21 protein-coding genes, 2 tRNA genes and 1 riboswitch are annotated in these 16,551 nt (G+C 68.1%); of the genes, 10 read left to right on the forward strand and 13 right to left on the reverse strand.

What is annotated here, in order from left to right:
* Positions 1–8: 8 nt before the first annotated feature.
* From ettA to ASF30_RS01015, 3 genes are read right to left on the reverse strand one after another with little or no spacing between them, the layout of a single operon-like run.
* Positions 9–1,691 carry an energy-dependent translational throttle protein EttA gene (gene ettA, locus ASF30_RS01005; RefSeq protein WP_055900285.1) on the reverse strand — a complete coding sequence of 561 codons (1,683 nt, stop codon included), beginning with the start codon at positions 1,689–1,691 and terminating at the stop codon, positions 9–11.
* Between the two features lie 5 nt (positions 1,692–1,696).
* The gene (locus tag ASF30_RS01010; RefSeq protein ID WP_235480223.1) at positions 1,697–2,221 is read right to left on the reverse strand and encodes a DUF6993 domain-containing protein; all 525 of its coding nucleotides are present in this window, start codon (positions 2,219–2,221) and stop codon (positions 1,697–1,699) included.
* A 22-nt stretch (positions 2,222–2,243) separates the two neighbouring features.
* Positions 2,244–2,744, reverse strand: coding sequence for a single-stranded DNA-binding protein (locus tag ASF30_RS01015; protein ID WP_162240709.1), 501 nt, complete (start codon positions 2,742–2,744; stop codon positions 2,244–2,246).
* A gap of 230 nt (positions 2,745–2,974) precedes the next feature.
* Between ASF30_RS01015 and ASF30_RS01020 the strand changes: the two genes are divergently transcribed.
* From ASF30_RS01020 to ASF30_RS01035, 4 genes are all read left to right on the forward strand, one after another.
* Positions 2,975–3,982, forward strand: coding sequence for an aldo/keto reductase (locus ASF30_RS01020; protein ID WP_055900294.1), 1,008 nt, complete (start codon positions 2,975–2,977; stop codon positions 3,980–3,982).
* Positions 3,983–3,984: 2 nt separating this feature from the next.
* The gene (locus ASF30_RS01025; RefSeq protein WP_055900297.1) at positions 3,985–4,935 is read left to right on the forward strand and encodes an EamA family transporter; all 951 of its coding nucleotides are present in this window, start codon (positions 3,985–3,987) and stop codon (positions 4,933–4,935) included.
* A gap of 100 nt (positions 4,936–5,035) precedes the next feature.
* A complete protein-coding gene (locus ASF30_RS01030; protein ID WP_055900300.1) occupies positions 5,036–5,293 on the forward strand; it encodes a hypothetical protein in 258 nt (85 codons plus the stop codon).
* A 96-nt stretch (positions 5,294–5,389) separates the two neighbouring features.
* Positions 5,390–6,118, forward strand: coding sequence for a hypothetical protein (locus ASF30_RS01035; protein WP_157496845.1), 729 nt, complete (start codon positions 5,390–5,392; stop codon positions 6,116–6,118).
* A gap of 99 nt (positions 6,119–6,217) precedes the next feature.
* Here ASF30_RS01035 and nadE read toward each other — a convergent pair whose 3' ends face one another.
* Both nadE and ASF30_RS01045 read right to left on the reverse strand, forming a co-directional pair.
* The gene (gene nadE / locus ASF30_RS01040) at positions 6,218–7,048 is read right to left on the reverse strand and encodes an ammonia-dependent NAD(+) synthetase (RefSeq protein WP_055900303.1); all 831 of its coding nucleotides are present in this window, start codon (positions 7,046–7,048) and stop codon (positions 6,218–6,220) included.
* A 34-nt stretch (positions 7,049–7,082) separates the two neighbouring features.
* A complete protein-coding gene (locus tag ASF30_RS01045; protein ID WP_055900306.1) occupies positions 7,083–7,493 on the reverse strand; it encodes a BP74-related protein in 411 nt (136 codons plus the stop codon).
* A gap of 117 nt (positions 7,494–7,610) precedes the next feature.
* Between ASF30_RS01045 and ASF30_RS01050 the strand changes: the two genes are divergently transcribed.
* Positions 7,611–8,831 carry a cation:proton antiporter gene (locus tag ASF30_RS01050; RefSeq protein ID WP_055900309.1) on the forward strand — a complete coding sequence of 407 codons (1,221 nt, stop codon included), beginning with the start codon at positions 7,611–7,613 and terminating at the stop codon, positions 8,829–8,831.
* Between the two features lie 30 nt (positions 8,832–8,861).
* Here the strand turns inward: ASF30_RS01050 and ASF30_RS22445 are convergent, their stop codons facing one another.
* From ASF30_RS22445 to ASF30_RS01065, 3 genes are all read right to left on the reverse strand, one after another.
* Entirely contained in the window at positions 8,862–9,293 is a 432-nt protein-coding gene (locus ASF30_RS22445; protein WP_157496847.1) for a hypothetical protein, read from the reverse strand.
* 51 nt (positions 9,294–9,344) lie between these two features.
* Positions 9,345–9,417: transfer RNA gene (locus tag ASF30_RS01060), tRNA-Arg, on the reverse strand.
* A gap of 30 nt (positions 9,418–9,447) precedes the next feature.
* Positions 9,448–9,708, reverse strand: a complete 261-nt coding sequence (locus tag ASF30_RS01065; protein ID WP_055900315.1) for a thioredoxin domain-containing protein — start codon at positions 9,706–9,708, stop codon at positions 9,448–9,450.
* A 63-nt stretch (positions 9,709–9,771) separates the two neighbouring features.
* On the opposite strand from ASF30_RS01065, the gene orn reads away from it, so the two are divergent.
* From orn to ASF30_RS01090, 5 genes are all read left to right on the forward strand, one after another.
* Complete coding sequence (gene orn / locus ASF30_RS01070; RefSeq protein ID WP_055900318.1) at positions 9,772–10,392, forward strand: oligoribonuclease; 621 nt, start codon at positions 9,772–9,774, stop codon at positions 10,390–10,392.
* 63 nt (positions 10,393–10,455) lie between these two features.
* A tRNA-His gene (locus tag ASF30_RS01075) sits at positions 10,456–10,531 on the forward strand.
* 57 nt (positions 10,532–10,588) lie between these two features.
* Positions 10,589–10,891: a hypothetical protein gene (locus ASF30_RS01080; RefSeq protein ID WP_055900321.1), complete on the forward strand. Its 303-nt coding sequence runs from the start codon at positions 10,589–10,591 to the stop codon at positions 10,889–10,891.
* A gap of 28 nt (positions 10,892–10,919) precedes the next feature.
* Positions 10,920–11,267 (forward strand): metallopeptidase family protein, encoded by a 348-nt coding sequence (locus ASF30_RS01085; protein WP_055900324.1) that lies wholly within the window; start codon positions 10,920–10,922, stop codon positions 11,265–11,267.
* A 56-nt stretch (positions 11,268–11,323) separates the two neighbouring features.
* Positions 11,324–12,586, forward strand: coding sequence for a D-alanyl-D-alanine carboxypeptidase family protein (locus ASF30_RS01090; RefSeq protein ID WP_055900327.1), 1,263 nt, complete (start codon positions 11,324–11,326; stop codon positions 12,584–12,586).
* Positions 12,587–12,596: 10 nt separating this feature from the next.
* Here the strand turns inward: ASF30_RS01090 and ASF30_RS01095 are convergent, their stop codons facing one another.
* From ASF30_RS01095 to ASF30_RS22450, 5 genes are read right to left on the reverse strand one after another with little or no spacing between them, the layout of a single operon-like run.
* Positions 12,597–12,857, reverse strand: coding sequence for a hypothetical protein (locus tag ASF30_RS01095; protein WP_055900329.1), 261 nt, complete (start codon positions 12,855–12,857; stop codon positions 12,597–12,599).
* A 19-nt stretch (positions 12,858–12,876) separates the two neighbouring features.
* On the reverse strand, positions 12,877–13,449 hold the full coding sequence (locus tag ASF30_RS01100; protein WP_235480224.1) for an ATP-binding protein: 573 nt from the start codon (positions 13,447–13,449) through the stop codon (positions 12,877–12,879).
* Positions 13,442–14,239 (reverse strand): energy-coupling factor transporter transmembrane component T family protein, encoded by a 798-nt coding sequence (locus ASF30_RS01105; protein WP_055900331.1) that lies wholly within the window; start codon positions 14,237–14,239, stop codon positions 13,442–13,444. Before ASF30_RS01105 ends, ASF30_RS01100 begins: the two co-directional genes overlap by 8 nt.
* Positions 14,236–15,726 carry an ABC transporter ATP-binding protein gene (locus ASF30_RS01110; protein WP_157496849.1) on the reverse strand — a complete coding sequence of 497 codons (1,491 nt, stop codon included), beginning with the start codon at positions 15,724–15,726 and terminating at the stop codon, positions 14,236–14,238. Before ASF30_RS01110 ends, ASF30_RS01105 begins: the two co-directional genes overlap by 4 nt.
* Positions 15,723–16,394, reverse strand: coding sequence for an ECF transporter S component (locus tag ASF30_RS22450; RefSeq protein WP_235480225.1), 672 nt, complete (start codon positions 16,392–16,394; stop codon positions 15,723–15,725). Before ASF30_RS22450 ends, ASF30_RS01110 begins: the two co-directional genes overlap by 4 nt.
* Before the next feature lie 38 nt (positions 16,395–16,432).
* Positions 16,433–16,542: riboswitch (TPP riboswitch) on the reverse strand.
* Positions 16,543–16,551: the final 9 nt, after the last annotated feature.

Consider the following 16,551-nt stretch of genomic DNA (forward strand, 5'->3'; position numbering starts at 1 on the left):
GCCGCCGCTCAGTCGCGGGTGAGCTTGCGATACGTGGAGCTGTGCGGCTTCGCCGCGTCGGCACCGAGGCGCTCGATCTTGTTCTGCTCGTACGACTCGAAGTTGCCCTCGAACCAGTACCAGTTCGCCGGGTTCTCCTCGGTGCCCTCGTACGCGAGGATGTGAGTCGCGATGCGGTCGAGGAACCACCTGTCGTGCGTGATGACCACGGCGCAGCCGGGGAACTCGAGCAGGGCGTTCTCGAGGCTCGACAGGGTCTCGACGTCGAGGTCGTTGGTGGGCTCGTCGAGCAGCAGCAGGTTGCCGCCCTGCTTGAGCGTGAGCGCGAGGTTCAGACGGTTGCGCTCACCACCCGAGAGCACGCCGGCCGGCTTCTGCTGGTCGGGTCCCTTGAACCCGAAGGTGCCGACGTAGGCACGCGACGGGACCTCCATCTTGCCGACCTGGATGTAGTCCAGTCCGTCGGAGACGACCTCGAACAGCGTCTTGGTCGGATCGATGCCGCCACGGGTCTGGTCGACGTAGGAGATCGAGACGGTCTCGCCGACCTTGACCTCACCGGCATCCGCTGGCTCGAGTCCGACGATGGTCTTGAAGAGGGTGGTCTTACCGACACCGTTCGGCCCGATGATGCCGACGATGCCGTTGCGCGGGAGCGAGAAGCTGAGCCCGTCGATGAGCGTGCGATCACCGAAGCCCTTCTTGAGGTTCTTGACCTCGAGCACGATCGCGCCGAGACGCGGACCCGGCGGGATCTGGATCTCCTCGAAGTCGAGCTTCTTGGTGCGCTCGGCCTCGGCTGCCATCTCCTCGTAGCGGGCGAGGCGCGCCTTCGACTTCGCCTGGCGGCCCTTGGCGTTGGAGCGCACCCAGTCGAGCTCCTCGGAGAGGCGCTTGGAGAGCTTCGCGTCCTTCTTGCCCTGGACGGCGAGGCGCTCCTGCTTCTTCTCGAGGTAGGTCGAGTAGTTGCCCTCGTAGGGGTAGAGGCGGCCGCGGTCGACCTCGGCGATCCACTCGGCCACGTGGTCGAGGAAGTACCTGTCGTGGGTCACGGCGAGCACGGCGCCGGGGTACTTGGAGAGGTGCTGCTCGAGCCAGAGCACGCTCTCGGCGTCGAGGTGGTTGGTGGGCTCGTCGAGGAGCAGCAGGTCGGGCTTCTGCAGCAGCAGCTTGCAGAGAGCGACGCGGCGCTTCTCACCACCGGAGAGGTGGCCGATCATCTCGTCGCCCGGCGGGCAGCGGAGCGCGTCCATCGCCTGCTCGAGCTGGGAGTCGAGGTCCCAGGCGTCGGCGTGGTCGATCTCCTCCTGCAGCGTGCCCATCTCGGCGAGGAGCGCGTCGAAGTCGGCGTCGGGCTCGGCCATGGCGAGGGAGATCTCGTTGAAGCGGTCGACCTTCGCCTTGATCGGGCCGACACCCTCCTGCACGTTCTCGAGAACCGTCTTGGTCTCGTCGAGGACCGGCTCCTGCATCAGGATGCCGACGGAGTAGCCCGGCGTCAGTTTGGCCTCACCGTTGGACGGCGTGTCGAGTCCGGCCATGATCTTGAGGATCGTGGACTTTCCGGCACCGTTCGGACCCACGACGCCGATCTTGGCGCCGGGGATGAACGCCATCGTGACGTCGTCGAGGATGAGCTTGTCGCCCACGGCCTTGCGGGCGCGGACCATCGAGTAAATGTAATCGGCCATAGCGCCTACCAGTCTATGGGGCGCGTCTCGCCCAGCAGACAGGCTCCCTGACCCGTCGGATCGGCGACGATGCCGTGATAGCCGCCCGACGCCGGGCCGTACTGGCCGACGAGGCACTCCGAGTTGAACAGTACGGACCACTGGATGCTGTCAGCCTGCAGGTCGACGGCCGTGCGGTCGGGGGTCACCTGCATCGCGGCCTTGTCGAATCCCCCGGCGACCAGGGCATCGACGAAGTCGCGACCACCGGCGTTCGCGTTCGCTGCGATGACGGCGTTGTTGACCATGTCGAAATAGGCGAGGTTCTCGTCGGCGGAGAGTCCGGGCTTCAGCACGGGGACAGCCGGCGTCGTCGGTGTCGGCGTCGCCGTCGGTGCGGCCGAGGTGGTCGTCGGTGTCGGTGTGGGAGCCGGTGTGGGCGACATGCAGGCGCTGAGCACGAGCGATGCGCCAGCCGCGACGATCACGCCGGCAGCGATCCGATTCCGTCGAAGCACGCTCCACCCCAGTCCGCCACCCCACGGAGGCACAGCCTCGAGTCTAGGGTCGGTGTCAGAACGGAGTGTCCTCCGCGCCGACGCCGACGAGCCCCGCTCCACCGGACCCGTCGACCAGCGGCGTCGCCCAGTCGGGCCGCTGCTCCTGGTCGGCGCCGGCCGAGGTCGTCGGCTCGTCGACGGGTGGTGTCGTTTCCGGGCGCAGCGCCTTCACGTAGGTGCTGGTGCCCCACGTCAGGTTGTGGCCGACAGCGTCTGCCTCGACGTCGACCGCTGTGCCACGCCCCTTCTCGTTCTCCCAGGTGCGCACCCGCAGTCGCCCCGAGACGATCACGTTGTCGCCACGATGAACCGAGGCCTGCACGTGCTCCCCGAGAGCGCGGAACGCCTCGACGGTGAACCAGCTCGGGTCGGCATCGACCCAGGCGTTCCGCTTCCGGTCGAAGTACCGCTCGCTCGCCGCCACCCGGAACGTCACCTTGCGGGCGCCTCCGGGCAGGATTGTCGGCGTCGGGTCCGTGCCGACGTTCCCGATGATGGTGATACTGCTCGACATGGCTTCCTCCGTGTTCTCGACGTCCTTGCAGCGCTCGCTGCCGGGACGCGGCCCGCGCCCGTCGCACTCGTGCCTGAAAGCGACGGAGCGGGCCGCGCGGATCCATGTTCGCCGCGGCAGCCTGAGGCGTAGGAGCTGCATCCGCAGTCCGTCGGATCCCGGCTCCGATGTGCTGGGTGGGGAGGAGTCACACGCCGCCGCGCGTCGGCGCCGAGCCCTAGGCTGGCGTCATGAGCTATGTCGCTGCCCCCACCCGCTATGACGAGATGACCTACCGCCGCACCGGACGCAGCGGCCTGAAGCTTCCGGCGCTGTCGCTGGGCCTCTGGCACAACTTCGGTGACGAGCGCTCGACCGACGTGCAGCGCGCGATCCTGCGTCGCGCCTTCGACCTCGGCATCACGCACTTCGACCTGGCCAACAACTACGGTCCGCCCTACGGATCGGCCGAGACCAACTTCGGCCGCATCTTCGCGGAGGACTTCCGCGGCTACCGCGACGAGGTCATCATCTCGAGCAAGGCCGGCTACGACATGTGGCCGGGCCCGTACGGTGACTTCGGCTCGCGCAAGTACCTGCTCTCATCGCTCGACCAGTCGCTCGGGCGCCTGGGACTCGATTACGTCGACATCTTCTACTCGCACCGCCCCGACCCCGAGACTCCCATCGAGGAGACCATGGGAGCGCTCGCGAGCGCCGTGCAGCAGGGAAAGGCGCTCTACGTCGGCATCTCGAACTACGACCCCGAGCAGACCAAGGCCGCTGCGGCAGCGCTGGCCGAGCACAAGATCCCCCTGACGATCCACCAGCCGCGGTACTCCATGTTCGATCGCCACATCGAGGACGGCCTGTTCCCCGTGCTCGACGAGCTCGGAACCGGCAGCATCGTGTTCTCCCCGCTCGCCCAGGGCCTGCTCACCGACCGCTACCTCGACGGCAAGGTTCCGTCGGACTCGCGCGCGGCCACCAGTCGCTTCCTCTCCGAGGACAGCATCGACTCCGACTACCTCGAACGTCTTCAGGGCCTGAAGGCCGTGGCGGATGCCCGTGGCCAGTCCATCGCACAGCTCGCCCTGTCGTGGGTCCTGCGGCACGCGACCGTCACGAGCGCCCTCGTGGGCGCGTCGAGCGTGGCCCAACTGGAGCAGAACGTCGCTGCCCTCGAGGCCCCGGCCCTGACGGCGGACGAGATCGCCGCGATCGAGCCCTTCGCCGTTCACGGCACCGGCCAGCGCTAGGGGTGGGCTACCTCTACGCCCTGGCCGCGGCCCTGCTGTTCGGCATGAACGGCTCGGTCACCAAGGTGATCGTGGAGGCCGGCATCACCCCGGCACAGCTGACGTTCTGGAGAGTGGCATCCGTCACGGTCATCGCCGGTGCCATCCTGCTGGTGACCAACCGTGCCGCCTTCCGCATCACGGGGCGCCAGCTCGCCGTCATGGCGGCGCTCGGCATCTTCGGCGTGGCCCTGCTGCAGTGGACCTACGCCGTGGCTGTCAGCCTTCTTCCCGTCGGCATCGCCCTGCTGCTCGAGTACCTGGCCGTGCTCGCCGTCGCGGTGATAGCGCGGGTGGTCTTCAAGGAGCGGGTCAAGCCGCGCATCTGGGCGGCCATCGGACTCGTGCTCGGCGGCCTCGCGATCGTGGCGCAGATCGGCCAGTCGACGCTGAACGTCGTCGGAGTGCTGTTCGCGCTCGCCGCAGCGGCCACCCTCACCGTCTACTTCGTGGTGGGCGAGCGCCAGGTGGGGGCGACATCGCCCCTTGCTGTCGGATTCTGGTCGATGGGCTTCGCCGCGCTGTTCTGGGGCGTCTTCAGCGGGTGGTGGCAGGTCGATCCCGCCCTGCTCAACTCCACCGTCTCCCTCGGAGGCAACCTCTCGAACGTCTGGGTGCCGCTCGTCCTCCCGCTGCTGTGGAACGCCGTACTCGGATCGTTCGCGCCGTTCCTGCTGTCCCTGCTCGCACTGAAGCACCTCACGGCGACGGCGGCGGGAATCACGGCGTCGTCGGAGGTGCTGTTCGCCTTCGGAGTGGCGTGGCTCTGGCTCGGCGAGACCCTGACGGCGGTGCAACTGCTCGGCGTGGCCCTCGTGACAGTCGGTATCGTCCTCGCACAGACCGCACGGGCCGGCAAGGTCCTCGATGCCGATCTCGCCACGGGCACCCTCGCCGCGGAACGACTGTTCTGAGCTGCGCCGCCCCTTCCGGGACCGGATGTCGGTGGGTGCTCCTAGCCTGATGACACAGGAGAAAGCACGCACGGGCCGGCCGACAGCGAGGAGTACGCACATGACCGCAACGATGGAGATCCGCTCCCTGCGGCAGGGGATCGCCCTCGACGCCCGGGTTCCCGGCCTGGCCTTCGCACCGGTCCGCGCCGAGCTGTGGCGGGTCGTCACCGATCGCGGCGAGGTCCGCGGTCACATCGAGCACCTCGGCGCCGATGAGCTGGGGCGCTACGTCGCCAGGTTCTCGCGCGGCGGATCGCGCTCCATCGTGATTGGCGAGTTCTGGACGGCACAGGCCGCCGCGGAGTGCTTCGCCTAGCCCCACGGGCGGGGACGAACGCTCTGCCGCACGCGGCTTCGGGCACGCCGGGCGCTGCTCCCAGCATCCGTTCCCGGCGCGGGTAAAGTGCGCCACATGCAGTGGATCACGGACTTCTTCAACTGGCTCTTCTCGGATGACGCACGCCCCACGCTCTTCGCAGCCGGAGTGCTCGTCGTCGCCATGGTGCTCTCTGCGCTGCTCGCAGCCTGGATCGCACGCGCCGCCGTCCGCAGTCTCATCGAACAACGCGACCGCGAGGTGAAGGCGACGGCTGTCGCCGCCCTCATCGATGCCGCAACCGAGTCCTCGGTCTGGAACTCCCTCACGCCGCAAGAGCAGGTGCTCGCCGACCGCGCTGTCGGCGAGGCCGACATCCGGGTTCGGATGCTCCCCATCCGCGGAGCGGCCGTCGCTGCGAACTGGGCCGCCCACCAGCTGCACGAGATGAAGCGGGCATCGGCGACCTTCGGCTATGAACTGGAGCCTGCAGTCGTCGAGTTCCGGGATCGCCTCGTCGACTGGCAGAAGCGTCCGGCTCGCGCCCGCAAGCTCTTCCAGACCGACCTCGATCGCTGGAAGGTCATGAACACCGCCGCGGAGAAGGCCCTCCTCGCGGAGCAGGACGCCTGGGTCGCCGAGCAGCACCACCAGCAGTTCGACCCGGCGCCGGCGACGACACCGTACACACCCGCCGTGGTTCCCGCTGCAGCGTCGGCGACATCCGCTCCATCGACCGAGACCCAGCAGCTCCTCGACGACGTCTCGGCGCTCCCGGCCCGACGCGGTGGCGACGATCGCACCGACGTCATCACGACGGCGTAGTCACCCGGGTCCACGAGAAGGGGAGGACAGGTCTCGACCTGTCCTCCCCTTCTCGTCACCCTGCGACGCGCAGCGCTGGAACGCCGGCGGCGACCACGGTCAGTGCGACGGCTTCCACCAGGTCTCGAACGGGCTCACCGGATCACGCCGCTTGTGCTGCGTGGCGAGGTAGCGGTTCTCGATCGCCTCGGCCACATCGTCGGCCACCTCACGGCCCTCGAGGAAGTTGTCGATGTCGGTGTAGCTGAGTCCGAGATTCGCCTCGTCGGTCTGGCCGGGATTCTCGTCGAGAAGGTCGGCGGTCGGGGCCTTGGCTGAGAGCACATCGGGAGCTCCGAGGTACTGCAGCATGGCACGGCCCTGCCGCTTCGTGAGGCCCGAGAGCGGCAGGATGTCGGCACCGCCGTCGCCGAACTTCGTGAAGAAGCCCGTCACGGCCTCGGCCGCGTGGTCGGTTCCGACGACGAGAAGCCCGTGCTGACCCGCGATCGCGTACTGCGCGATCATGCGTGCCCTGGCCTTCACGTTGCCCTTGTTGAAGTCGGACAAGGGCTCGTCCATCGCGTCGGCGTACTCCGCGGCGAAGGCATCGGCGCTGGCATGGATGTTGAACTCGGCACGAGCCCGAGGCCGGATGAACTCGAGCGCGAGTTGGGCGTCGGCTTCATCGGCCTGGATCCGGTACGGCAGCCGCACCGCGATGAAGGCCGCATCCGCCCCCTCGGCAGCCAGTCTCTCGACCGCGAGCTGGCAGAGTCGGCCAGCCAGAGTCGAGTCCTGACCCCCGCTGATGCCGAGAACGAAGCCGCGGGTACCGGCTCGCTTGGTGTACTCGGTGAGGAACTCGACCCGGCGCTCCACCTCCCCCGCGGGATCGATCGTCGCCTGCACGTTCAGTTCCTGGATGATCTGTGCCTGAAGCTCTCGCATGCTTCGAATCTACTGCGCGCTCGTTTCGGACTCGTTACCCCTCCGGATAGTCCATGGCGACGATCTTCGCGCTCCAGGGGCAGTAGGTGTCGCTGGTGAGGGTCTCGTCCTCGACGAAGGAGGGCAGGCCGTCGCACACCTCGGTGGTGACGTCGGCGAACTCGAGGGTCGTCGGGTCGATATGCCAGTGCCAGCCCGTGTTCACCTCGGGATCAGGTCGCACGATCTTCCCGACGGGAATCGCCGCGATCTCCTCACCGTCGAAGAGTCGCTGCGCATGGTCGATGAGCTCCGGCGTGACGAGCTCGATGCGGAAGGTCTCATCCACCACCTGGAAGGTGGCGACGGGGCGCCCGGAGCCGGCGCGCTCGTCGCCGGCACACCCCGCCGTTCCCGCGAGTACGGCGACAATGACGATGACGGATGCAGCGAGTCCACGACGCATGCAGCCCAGTGTGGCAGCCCCGCGCTGTGGCGACCTACCCCTCGCGCGGCTCGCCGCTATCATCCGAAGACGGCACCCGCCGTATCGGTAGTTCCCCAGCTTCCAGTCGGAGGATCCATGGACGTTTCCTTGGGCACCATGGTGCTCGTACCGGCGATCGCTGTCGCGGCACCACTGCTCGCCCGGCTCTTCGGGCGCCTCGTACCGATACCGCTCGTGGTCTTCGAGATCCTGCTGGGCCTGCTGCTCGGTCCTGCCGTGCTCGGCTGGGTGCACTCCGACGACTTCGTGCACCTGTTGTCGGAGTTCGGGCTCGCCATGCTGTTCTTCCTCGCCGGCAACGAGATCGACTTCGCCACGATCAAGGGACGACCGCTCAAGAGGGCGACTCTCGGGTGGCTGATCTCGCTCGTCGCCGGGGTGATCATCGGCATCGCATTGGCGCCCACCTTCGGCGCTGGCATCTTCATCGGCGTCGCCCTGACCTCGACCGCACTGGGCACCCTGCTGCCGGTGCTGCGGGATGCCGGCGAGCTCAAGACGCCCTTCGGAATCGCCGTCCTCGCCGTCGGTGCCGTCGGAGAATTCGGTCCGCTCCTTGCCATCTCCTTGTTCCTCAGCGGCCGGACGCCCGGCGTCGCCGCTGTCGTGCTGATCGCGTTCGCCGCCATCGCCGGCATCGCCATCTGGCTGGCGGCCAAGGGCTACGGGCGCCGACTGCACCTGATCGTCACGTCCACCTTGCACACCAGCGGCCAGTTCGCCGTTCGGCTCGTCATCTTCATCCTGCTCGCCTTGGCGGCATTGAGCATCGCCCTCGGGCTCGACATGCTCCTCGGCGCATTCGCGGCCGGCATCCTGTACAGACTCCTGCTCACGGGTGCACCCGAGAAGGATGCCGAGATCATCGAGTCGAAGCTGGAGGCGGTGGGCTATGGCTTCCTAGTCCCCATCTTCTTCATCAACACCGGCATCACCTTCGACCTCGCCGCGCTGCTGGGCGACATGCGCAACCTGCTTCTGCTGCCGATCTTCCTGCTCTTGTTCCTCCTCGTGCGCGGCCTGCCGAGTGTCATCGCAGCTCCACCGGGATCGGCTCGCGTCGACAGGGTGGCCATCGGCCTGCTCGGCGCCACGGCGCTGCCGATCATCGTCGCCGTCACCAGTATCGGAGTCGACGAGGGCGATCTCTCGACGGGGACCGCGGCGTCTCTCGTCGGCGCCGGCCTGCTGAGCGTGCTCCTGTTCCCGCTGCTCGGGCTGGCCTTCCGCAAGCGCTCGCCCGACTACACACCCGCCGGACCGCAGGAGGATGCGTTCATCGCCGACGAGGCGTGAGGCGCCGAGTGCCACCGCTGGGCTCCTTTTCTAGGTCACCAGAAAGCGGTCATGCCAGGACGCACCGAGGCGGGCGATCGTCGCGATGGCATGGCAGTTCGCACAACGCACATCGCACTTGTCGATCTCGGCGCTGATCGCCGTCAGGCTACGACCGGTTCGGATCATCGTGCTGACCGCATCCAGCTTCGTTCCGCGCACATGATCGAACTGAAGAACACGGATGTCCGCGATACCGCAATCGACACAGCCCGCGGCAAAACGCCGGGCGACCAGAGCCCGCGCCTCGTTGCGCCGAGCATCGCGAGAACGCCGGACGTTCTCCATATGTCTTTCACGATGGTCGAGGTAATGCTGATGCTGGCATTCTCGACAATACGAATGGAGGCCGTCAGCGGTCTTCGCCGAGGTGTTGAACTCCGAGGAAGGCTTGACTGCTGAGCAACGGAAGCATCGCTTCATGCAGCCACGCTATGGCGACCAGACGACATCAGAATCGCGACGGGGCGAAAGTGCCTCCGGCAGGAATCGAACCCGCGACACAAGGGGTAGAAACCCTCTGCTCTATCCGCTGAGCTACGGAGGCAACCGCTCCAGTGTATTCGCAGGCAGCCGCTCAGAGCGCCTTCGCCGCGGCGACGAGCACTTGGGCCAGGGTCGGCACCCCTGCGGCCCGGAACACCTCTGAGCCGTCAGCCGACCGCACGATCATGGTCGGCGTGGAACGGATGTTCTCGGCCTCGGCGACCTCGATGTTGTTCGCGACGTCGTACTCCGCGACCTCGGCATCCGGAACCAGACGCGCGGCCTCGGCGACGACGGCCCTGGTCTGCATGCAGGGCTCGCAGAAGGCTGAGGTGTAGAGCTCGAGCAGCATCCTTCCAGTCTACGGATCCGCGCCGGCTGATCGAGTGTCGCCCGGCGCACGTAGACTCGCCTCATGAGCAGTGGTGTGGATCGACTCGTCTGGGTCGACTGTGAGATGACCGGACTCGACCTCGCCGTCGACGAACTCGTGGAGATCGCGATAGTGATCACCGATTACGACCTGAAGCCCCTGGACGGCGGCATCAGCATCGTGATCAAGCCCGACGACAGCGCACTCGAGAGCATGGGCGACTTCGTGCGCAACATGCACACGGAGTCCGGCCTCATCGACGAGATCCCCCACGGTGTGAGCGTCGCCGACGCGGAGTACCAGGCCATCGAGTACGTGCTCAAGCACGTGCCGGCCGATGCCAAGGCGCCACTCGCAGGCAACAGCATCGGAACCGATCGCAGCTTCCTGCACGCCTTCATGCCGCGCCTCGACGCGCAACTGCACTACAGGGTCGTCGACGTCTCGTCCATCAAGGAACTGGCCCGCCGGTGGTTCCCGCGCATCTACTTCAACGCTCCCCCGAAGGCCGGCGGACACCGCGCCCTGGCCGACATCCTCGAGTCGATCCGCGAGCTCGAGTACTACCGTCGTGCCATGTTCGTGCCCGACCCCGGGCCTACGTCGGAGGAGGCGCAGGCTGCTGCGGCATCCGTCGTGTCAGATTTCACCTCCCGGGTGTAATACACTTCTCTAGTTGCCTTTCGCGCGGCGCTGGATTCATCCGGCGTTCTCGACCGGCGCATGGTGGGTATAGCTCAGTTGGTAGAGCGCCTGGTTGTGGTCCAGGAGGTCGCGGGTTCAAGCCCCGTTACTCACCCCAGAGAGAAGGCCTCGGAGAGATCCGGGGCCTTTCTCGTATCCGCGACGGAGGATGAGCATGGCCGACCGCACCACCACGGCGCGCGCCGTGGACATCACGATCACCGTGCTCCTGCTGCTGGTGTCAGCGGCGCTCGCGGTCGCCTTCTTCTTCGGCGGGCTGCTCTGGGCGATGGACTCGGATCCCGATCCGCTCGGCTTCGGACTCGGTGTCTACGGGCCCATCGTCGTGACGGTCATCGGCACCATAGGGGCGATCATCCTCATGGCACGGGACCGCAGCGCCGTCTGGGTGCCGTTCGCGGCCATGGTCGTCTCGGCCCTTCTGTGGTGGCTCGGCGGCACTCTGGTGTCAGCCTGACACGCTCGCATCGTGACACGATGAGCGCATGGACCTGAACGCCGAGGAGTTCGAGAAGCTCGTGATCGACGAACTCGACGAGCTGCCCGACGACATGGTCGACGGCCTCGAGAACGTCATCTTCGTGGTCGAGGACCGCCCGGAGGACGGCTCGCTCGACCTCCTCGGCCTCTACGACGGCGTCGCCATCACCGAGCGCGGGCAGTACGGCTTCGGGGAGATGCCCGATCGCATCATCCTGTATCGCGAGCCGCTGCTGGCCATCTGCGACGACGAGGAGGAACTCCGCGACGAGATCCACATCACCCTCGTGCACGAGATCGCGCACTTCTACGGCATCGACGACGACCGCCTGCACGACCTCGGCTGGGCTTAGCCGCGAAACGAGTGTGGCGAGCCGGCGAGACGGATCGGCCGGGTTAACCTGATGCCATGGACTTCCGCCCCGGCCGCTTCTTCGGCATCCTCTTCGGCGTGGTCGTCATCCTCGGCATCGGCGTCTACGGCCCGGTGACGCTGCTGGCGCCCCTGCCGGCCGTGCACGCCGAGGTGCTCAGCCCCGCGAACCCCGCCGCCGACGCCACGCCCCCGACTCTTCCCACCGATGGGGCGAGTGCCGTCATCGCCGTCGGCGAGACGAAGCCCCTCGCTGTCGCCGGAACCCGCGATGCCGTGCCCATCGCCGGCATCGCGAAGGTCATCGCCGCGCTCGTCACGATCGAGGAGAAGCCCCTCGCCGTCGGCAAGGCCGGCGAGAAGATCACGATCACGACACCCGACTACGCCGGATACATCGACTACAGCAAAGAGGGTGCCCGCACTCTGCCGGTCTTCCGCGGTGAGAAGTGGACGGAGCAGCAGGTGCTCCAGGCCGTGCTCCTCGGCTCGAGCAACAATCACGCCGACACGCTGGTCCGGTGGGCGTTCGGCTCCGTCGACGCCTACCTCGAGGCAGCGAACGCGTGGCTGGCGAAGAACGGCATGAAGGACACCACCGTCGCCGACGCGACGGGGCTCAGCGAGAACACCGTGGGAACGGCGACGGATGCCGCGATCCTCGGAACGCTGCTCACGCAGCAGCCCACTCTGCACGACATCCTCTCGAAGCCGGCCACCGCCCTCGTGAACGCGCGAGGAGTGGAGAACACCACCGACTTCTTCTCCGACCTCGGGGTCTTCGGCATCTCGCGCAGCTTCACCGACCCGGCCGGCGTCTGCTATCTCTTCACGAAGACCATCGGAGCCGATGACTCCGCCGTCACGGTGTCGGGCGCATTCATCCGTCAGCCGGACTACGAGACCTTGGAAGGTGCCATCGAGGCCTTCGCGACGAGCGCCGAACAGAGCGCCGAACCCGTCGACGTGATCGCGAAGTCGACCGCGTACGTGCACTTCAGCGCCCCGTGGGGCGCGCAGGCCGATGGCGTGACGGGAAAGGCCGTCACCCGCTCGGCCTGGAAGTCGGGTTCGTCGTCGACCACCGTCGATGTCGAGGACTTCAGCACCAAGTCGGAGGGTGCCCTGGTCGGTCACGTCCGCGTGGGCGATGGAGACGCATCCGTGGCCCTCAAGCTCTCGCAGGCCATTCGCGATCCCGGCCTGGGATGGCGGTTGATGAACCCGATCCCCATGGTGACCTCGCTGATCGAATCGCAGACCTCAGGCGCGGAGAGCTCGACGAGCACCCCGCGCTAGCGGCCGACGCTCAGAAGGTCTCGTCCTCCGACTCCACGGGATCGGAGTCGCCGGCGTCGAAGCGGAATCGCACGTGCAGTTCGCCGTTCACGTCGCGCTCGTCGATCGCGTCGTACCAGAACAGCGACTCGAGGCCGTCGACCGCGGCCAGTCGGCCGACGCGCTTCTCGGCGGTACCGCCGATCAGGCTGCGGCTCTCGATCTCTCCCTCGAGCGGGCCGTCGGTGAACTCGGCGATGTAGGCGACGTCGTGGGGCTCTGCAGGTGTCATTCCTCCAACCTACTCGCGGTCAGTCGCCGCGCACGAACACGTCTGCATGCGACGACGGATGCTCGCGGGCCACGTAGCGTCTCCACTGGGCGTCCCACTGCTCCCAGTGGGCGTCGAAGGCGCCGGCGTCGCGAGCGAGGGCACGGGGCTTGCGCACGGCATCCGTCGCCTCGATCCAGACCCGCACTCCGGCCAGCGGCGCCGCCGCCCTGGACAGGGCCCCGCAACCCTCGAGGATGAGCCGCTCCGAGGCCGAGACGACGTGCCAGTCCGTGGGGACCGACGCCGCCCAGTCCCATCCCTCCCAGCCCCCGTCGAGGCCGACCGCGCGCGGTGCGAGCAGGCTCGACGCGACGGCCCCGGATGCCGCATCCAGCCCGGACCACCCCGGGTAGATGTCGTCCAGGCGCACCAAGGTCGGACGCGGCACGTCCGGCCACGCAGCGACGAGAGCAACGGCGAAACTGGACTTGCCCGAGCCCGACGGCCCGTCGATGAGGATGGTGGTCGGGCGGGATTGTGCTGCGTTCTCCCCCAAAGCCAGCGCGAGCACCCGCGAGACCGCGCTGGCTGGCGAGCACCACTCAGGCAAGGACGAAGCTCCAGGTCCCCGCCCACACGGCCGCTGCGGCAGCCGCGAGCGAGATCGCGAGTCCGATGGCCAGCAGCGCGTACTCGGGAGGCCCGAAGGTCGACGGGCGTGCCCAGCTGCGCGGTACATCGTCGGCCCCGAAGCCGCGGGCCTCCATCGCCGTCGCCAGCTTGCTGCCGCGGCGCACCGAGATGACGAGGAGCGCGAAGGCCTGCCCCGTGAACCGGCGCACAGTCCCGATGGGGCCGCGCGCATCGGCCACTCCCCGAGCGCGCCGGGCGAGGCCGAGCGAGCGCCAGTCCTCGATGCCGAGCCCGACGAGCCGGAGACCGGCCAACGCGCCGAGCACGAACCGGGCCGGGAGGCGCACCACCTGTGCGAGGCCGTCGGCGAGATCGGTGGGGTCGGTGGTGGCGAGAAGCACGATGCCCGGGAGGCCGATCGCGAGCACTCGGAGCATGATCGCAACACCGAGACCCAGCGATCCCTCCGTCACCGAGATGAAGCCCCACTCCCACAGCACGGCGCCGGAATCCACGCCGTAGAGCACTGTGGTGAGGCCGGCGAGCGGTGCGGCGATCCAGAGCGGGGAGGTGCGCAGCCAGAACTGCCGGGCGCTCAGTCCGGCGAAGCCGAGCAGGACGGCCTCGAGGGCCAGCGCGACAGCAGCTGAGACCACGTCGATGGAGAGCAGCAACGTCATGCTGATGAGCAGTGCGGCGCCGAGCTTGGCCACGGGATTGATCCGGGCGACGAGGCTGGGACGGATGGTCGGCGTCAGGATGCTCATCGCACCACCTCGGCGCTCGACCGTGACGTGAACGAGTACTCGGTGTCGGCGATGGCCTCGACGACGTGCCTGTCGTGGGTGACAGCCACCACCGCCGTGCCCTGGTCGAGCAGTTCGGCGAGCAATGCCATCAGCTCGGCCCAGGTGATGGCGTCCTGGCCAAAGGTCGGCTCGTCGAGCACCAGCAGCCCGGGAGCCGTGGCGAGCACCGTTGCGACCGAGAGCCGACGCTTCTCGCCGCCCGAGAGGGTGAAGGGGTTCGCCTCGGCGAGCCGACTCAGTCGCAGGCGCTCCAGAAGGGAGTCGGCACGAGCGGATGCCGCCGCCGGATCCATGCGGACCGCGCGCGGTCCGACGAGGAGCTCGGTCCGCACCGTGGGGGCGAGGAACTGGTGCTCGGGATCCTGGAAGACGGTGCCGATGCGCGGCAGCAGCTCGCGGCTGCGCCACCGGTGCGGCGATGGATCGAGGCCATCCGCCAGCATCCGCGACGCCCTGACAGCCCCATCGACAGGCGCGAGGAGCCCGGCGATGGTGAGGGCCGTCGTGGACTTGCCCGAACCGTTCGGGCCGGTGAGGGCGAGCGCCCGCCCCGCCGCGACCTCGAAGGAGATTCCGCTCGCCGCCACCTCGGGACGCCGTGCTGCGAACGGCGTACGCCCGACGGCGACGTCATCGACAGTCAGCACGGATGCGGCCGGCACCGAGTCCCGTCGCCGTACTGGCGCTGCGGGCGGCCAGCCGGGCACCCACACGCCGGCGGCTGCCAGCCGCTCCCCGTGCCCCGTGAGCACGGACTCCGGCGGTCCGTCGGCGAGCAGGCCACCGGCGGGATCGATCACGATCACGCGGTCGACGACGGGCAGCCAGACATCGACCCTGTGCTCGACGACGATGAGCGTTGCGCCCGTGCGATCGAGCGACCGAGCGACGGCATCCCGCACCTCGATCACTCCGTCGGGGTCGAGGTTGGCCGTCGGCTCGTCGAGGAGTACGAGGCCGGGCCGCATGGCGAGCACGCCGGCGAGGGCGAGGCGCTGCTTCTGACCACCGGAGAGCACCGACGTCGGAGTGTCGAGCGGAAGGTCGAGGCCGACCGAGTCCAGCGCCTCTCCGACCCGCCGCCAGGTCTCCTCACGCGGTACCCCGAGATTCTCGCAGCCGAAGGCCACGTCGTCTCCGATGCGGGCCAGCACGAGTTGAGCGTCGGGATCCTGGAGCACGAGCCCGGCGCGCCCGCGGCTGTGACGCGGGTCTGAGCCGTCGATCGCCAGTCGGCCGCTCTCCTCGCCCTCGTCGTCGCCGCCCAGGACTCCGGCGAGAGCGGCGAGCAGGGTGCTCTTGCCCGCGCCGGACGGGCCGAGCAGCAGCACCCTCTCGCCGGGTTCGATCCGAAGGTCCAGCCCGGAGACGGCGTGCGAACGGCGGCCGGCGTGACGCCAGCCCCATCCGCTCGCCGTCACCCGGGCGCCTGATGAGGTGCTCACAGGGCGGGAGCGTCTGCCTCGACCGACCTCGTCTCCCGACCGGCTGCGAACCGCCCGAGGGCTCCAGTCCTGGCGAGACCGCGCATCGCGAACCACGACAGCAACCCGGCTACGGCCCCGGAGGCGACGGCCGAGACCAGGTAGACGATCTTGTACTGCAGTTCGAGTGCGGCATAGCTGGTGAAGGTGGTGTCGAGCAGGCCGACGGCCACGCCGGCCCCGGCGCCGGCGAGGAGGGCCACGCCGATGTTGAAGCTGCGGTACAGGAAGATGGCGAAGACGATCTCCGCTCCGAGGCCCTCCACCAGGCCCCAGATGAGCGTCGAGAAGCCCCACTGCGTTCCGATGATCATCGACACCACGGCGGCGACGAGTTCGGTGTAGATCGCGGCGCCGGGCTTGCGGATGACGAGCCCGCCGAGAACGCCGGCGAAGAGCCATCCGCCCGCCAACAAGCCCTCGAGGCCCGGGGTGAAGGCCAGCACTCCGGAGAGCGGAGTCCAGGCCAGCCCCCAGGCCCAGAAGATGACGCCGGATGCGACGCCGATGACGCTGGCGACGACGATGTCGACGACGCGCCAGCGATACCCGCGGCTCGACCGTGGACCGACGCCTCGGCCGGTGGTCCCAGAATCGGATGAGGTCGGTGTGATGTTCGTGTTCTGCACTGTCGTGCCCTTTCGCTTCGCGGAAAAGAGGGCACGGGAAATGAGATGTTCTGCCTCCCTGCGCTGGCATGATCCAGATCAGGTTCGACGGTCGAAGGTTGAGAACCTTCCTCTCAGCCCGGCATACCGGACTCCCGTGTTCGGCTCGAGTCTAGAC

This window comes from Leifsonia sp. Leaf264 (assembly GCF_001422325.1).
Lineage (GTDB): Bacteria > Actinomycetota > Actinomycetes > Actinomycetales > Microbacteriaceae > Orlajensenia.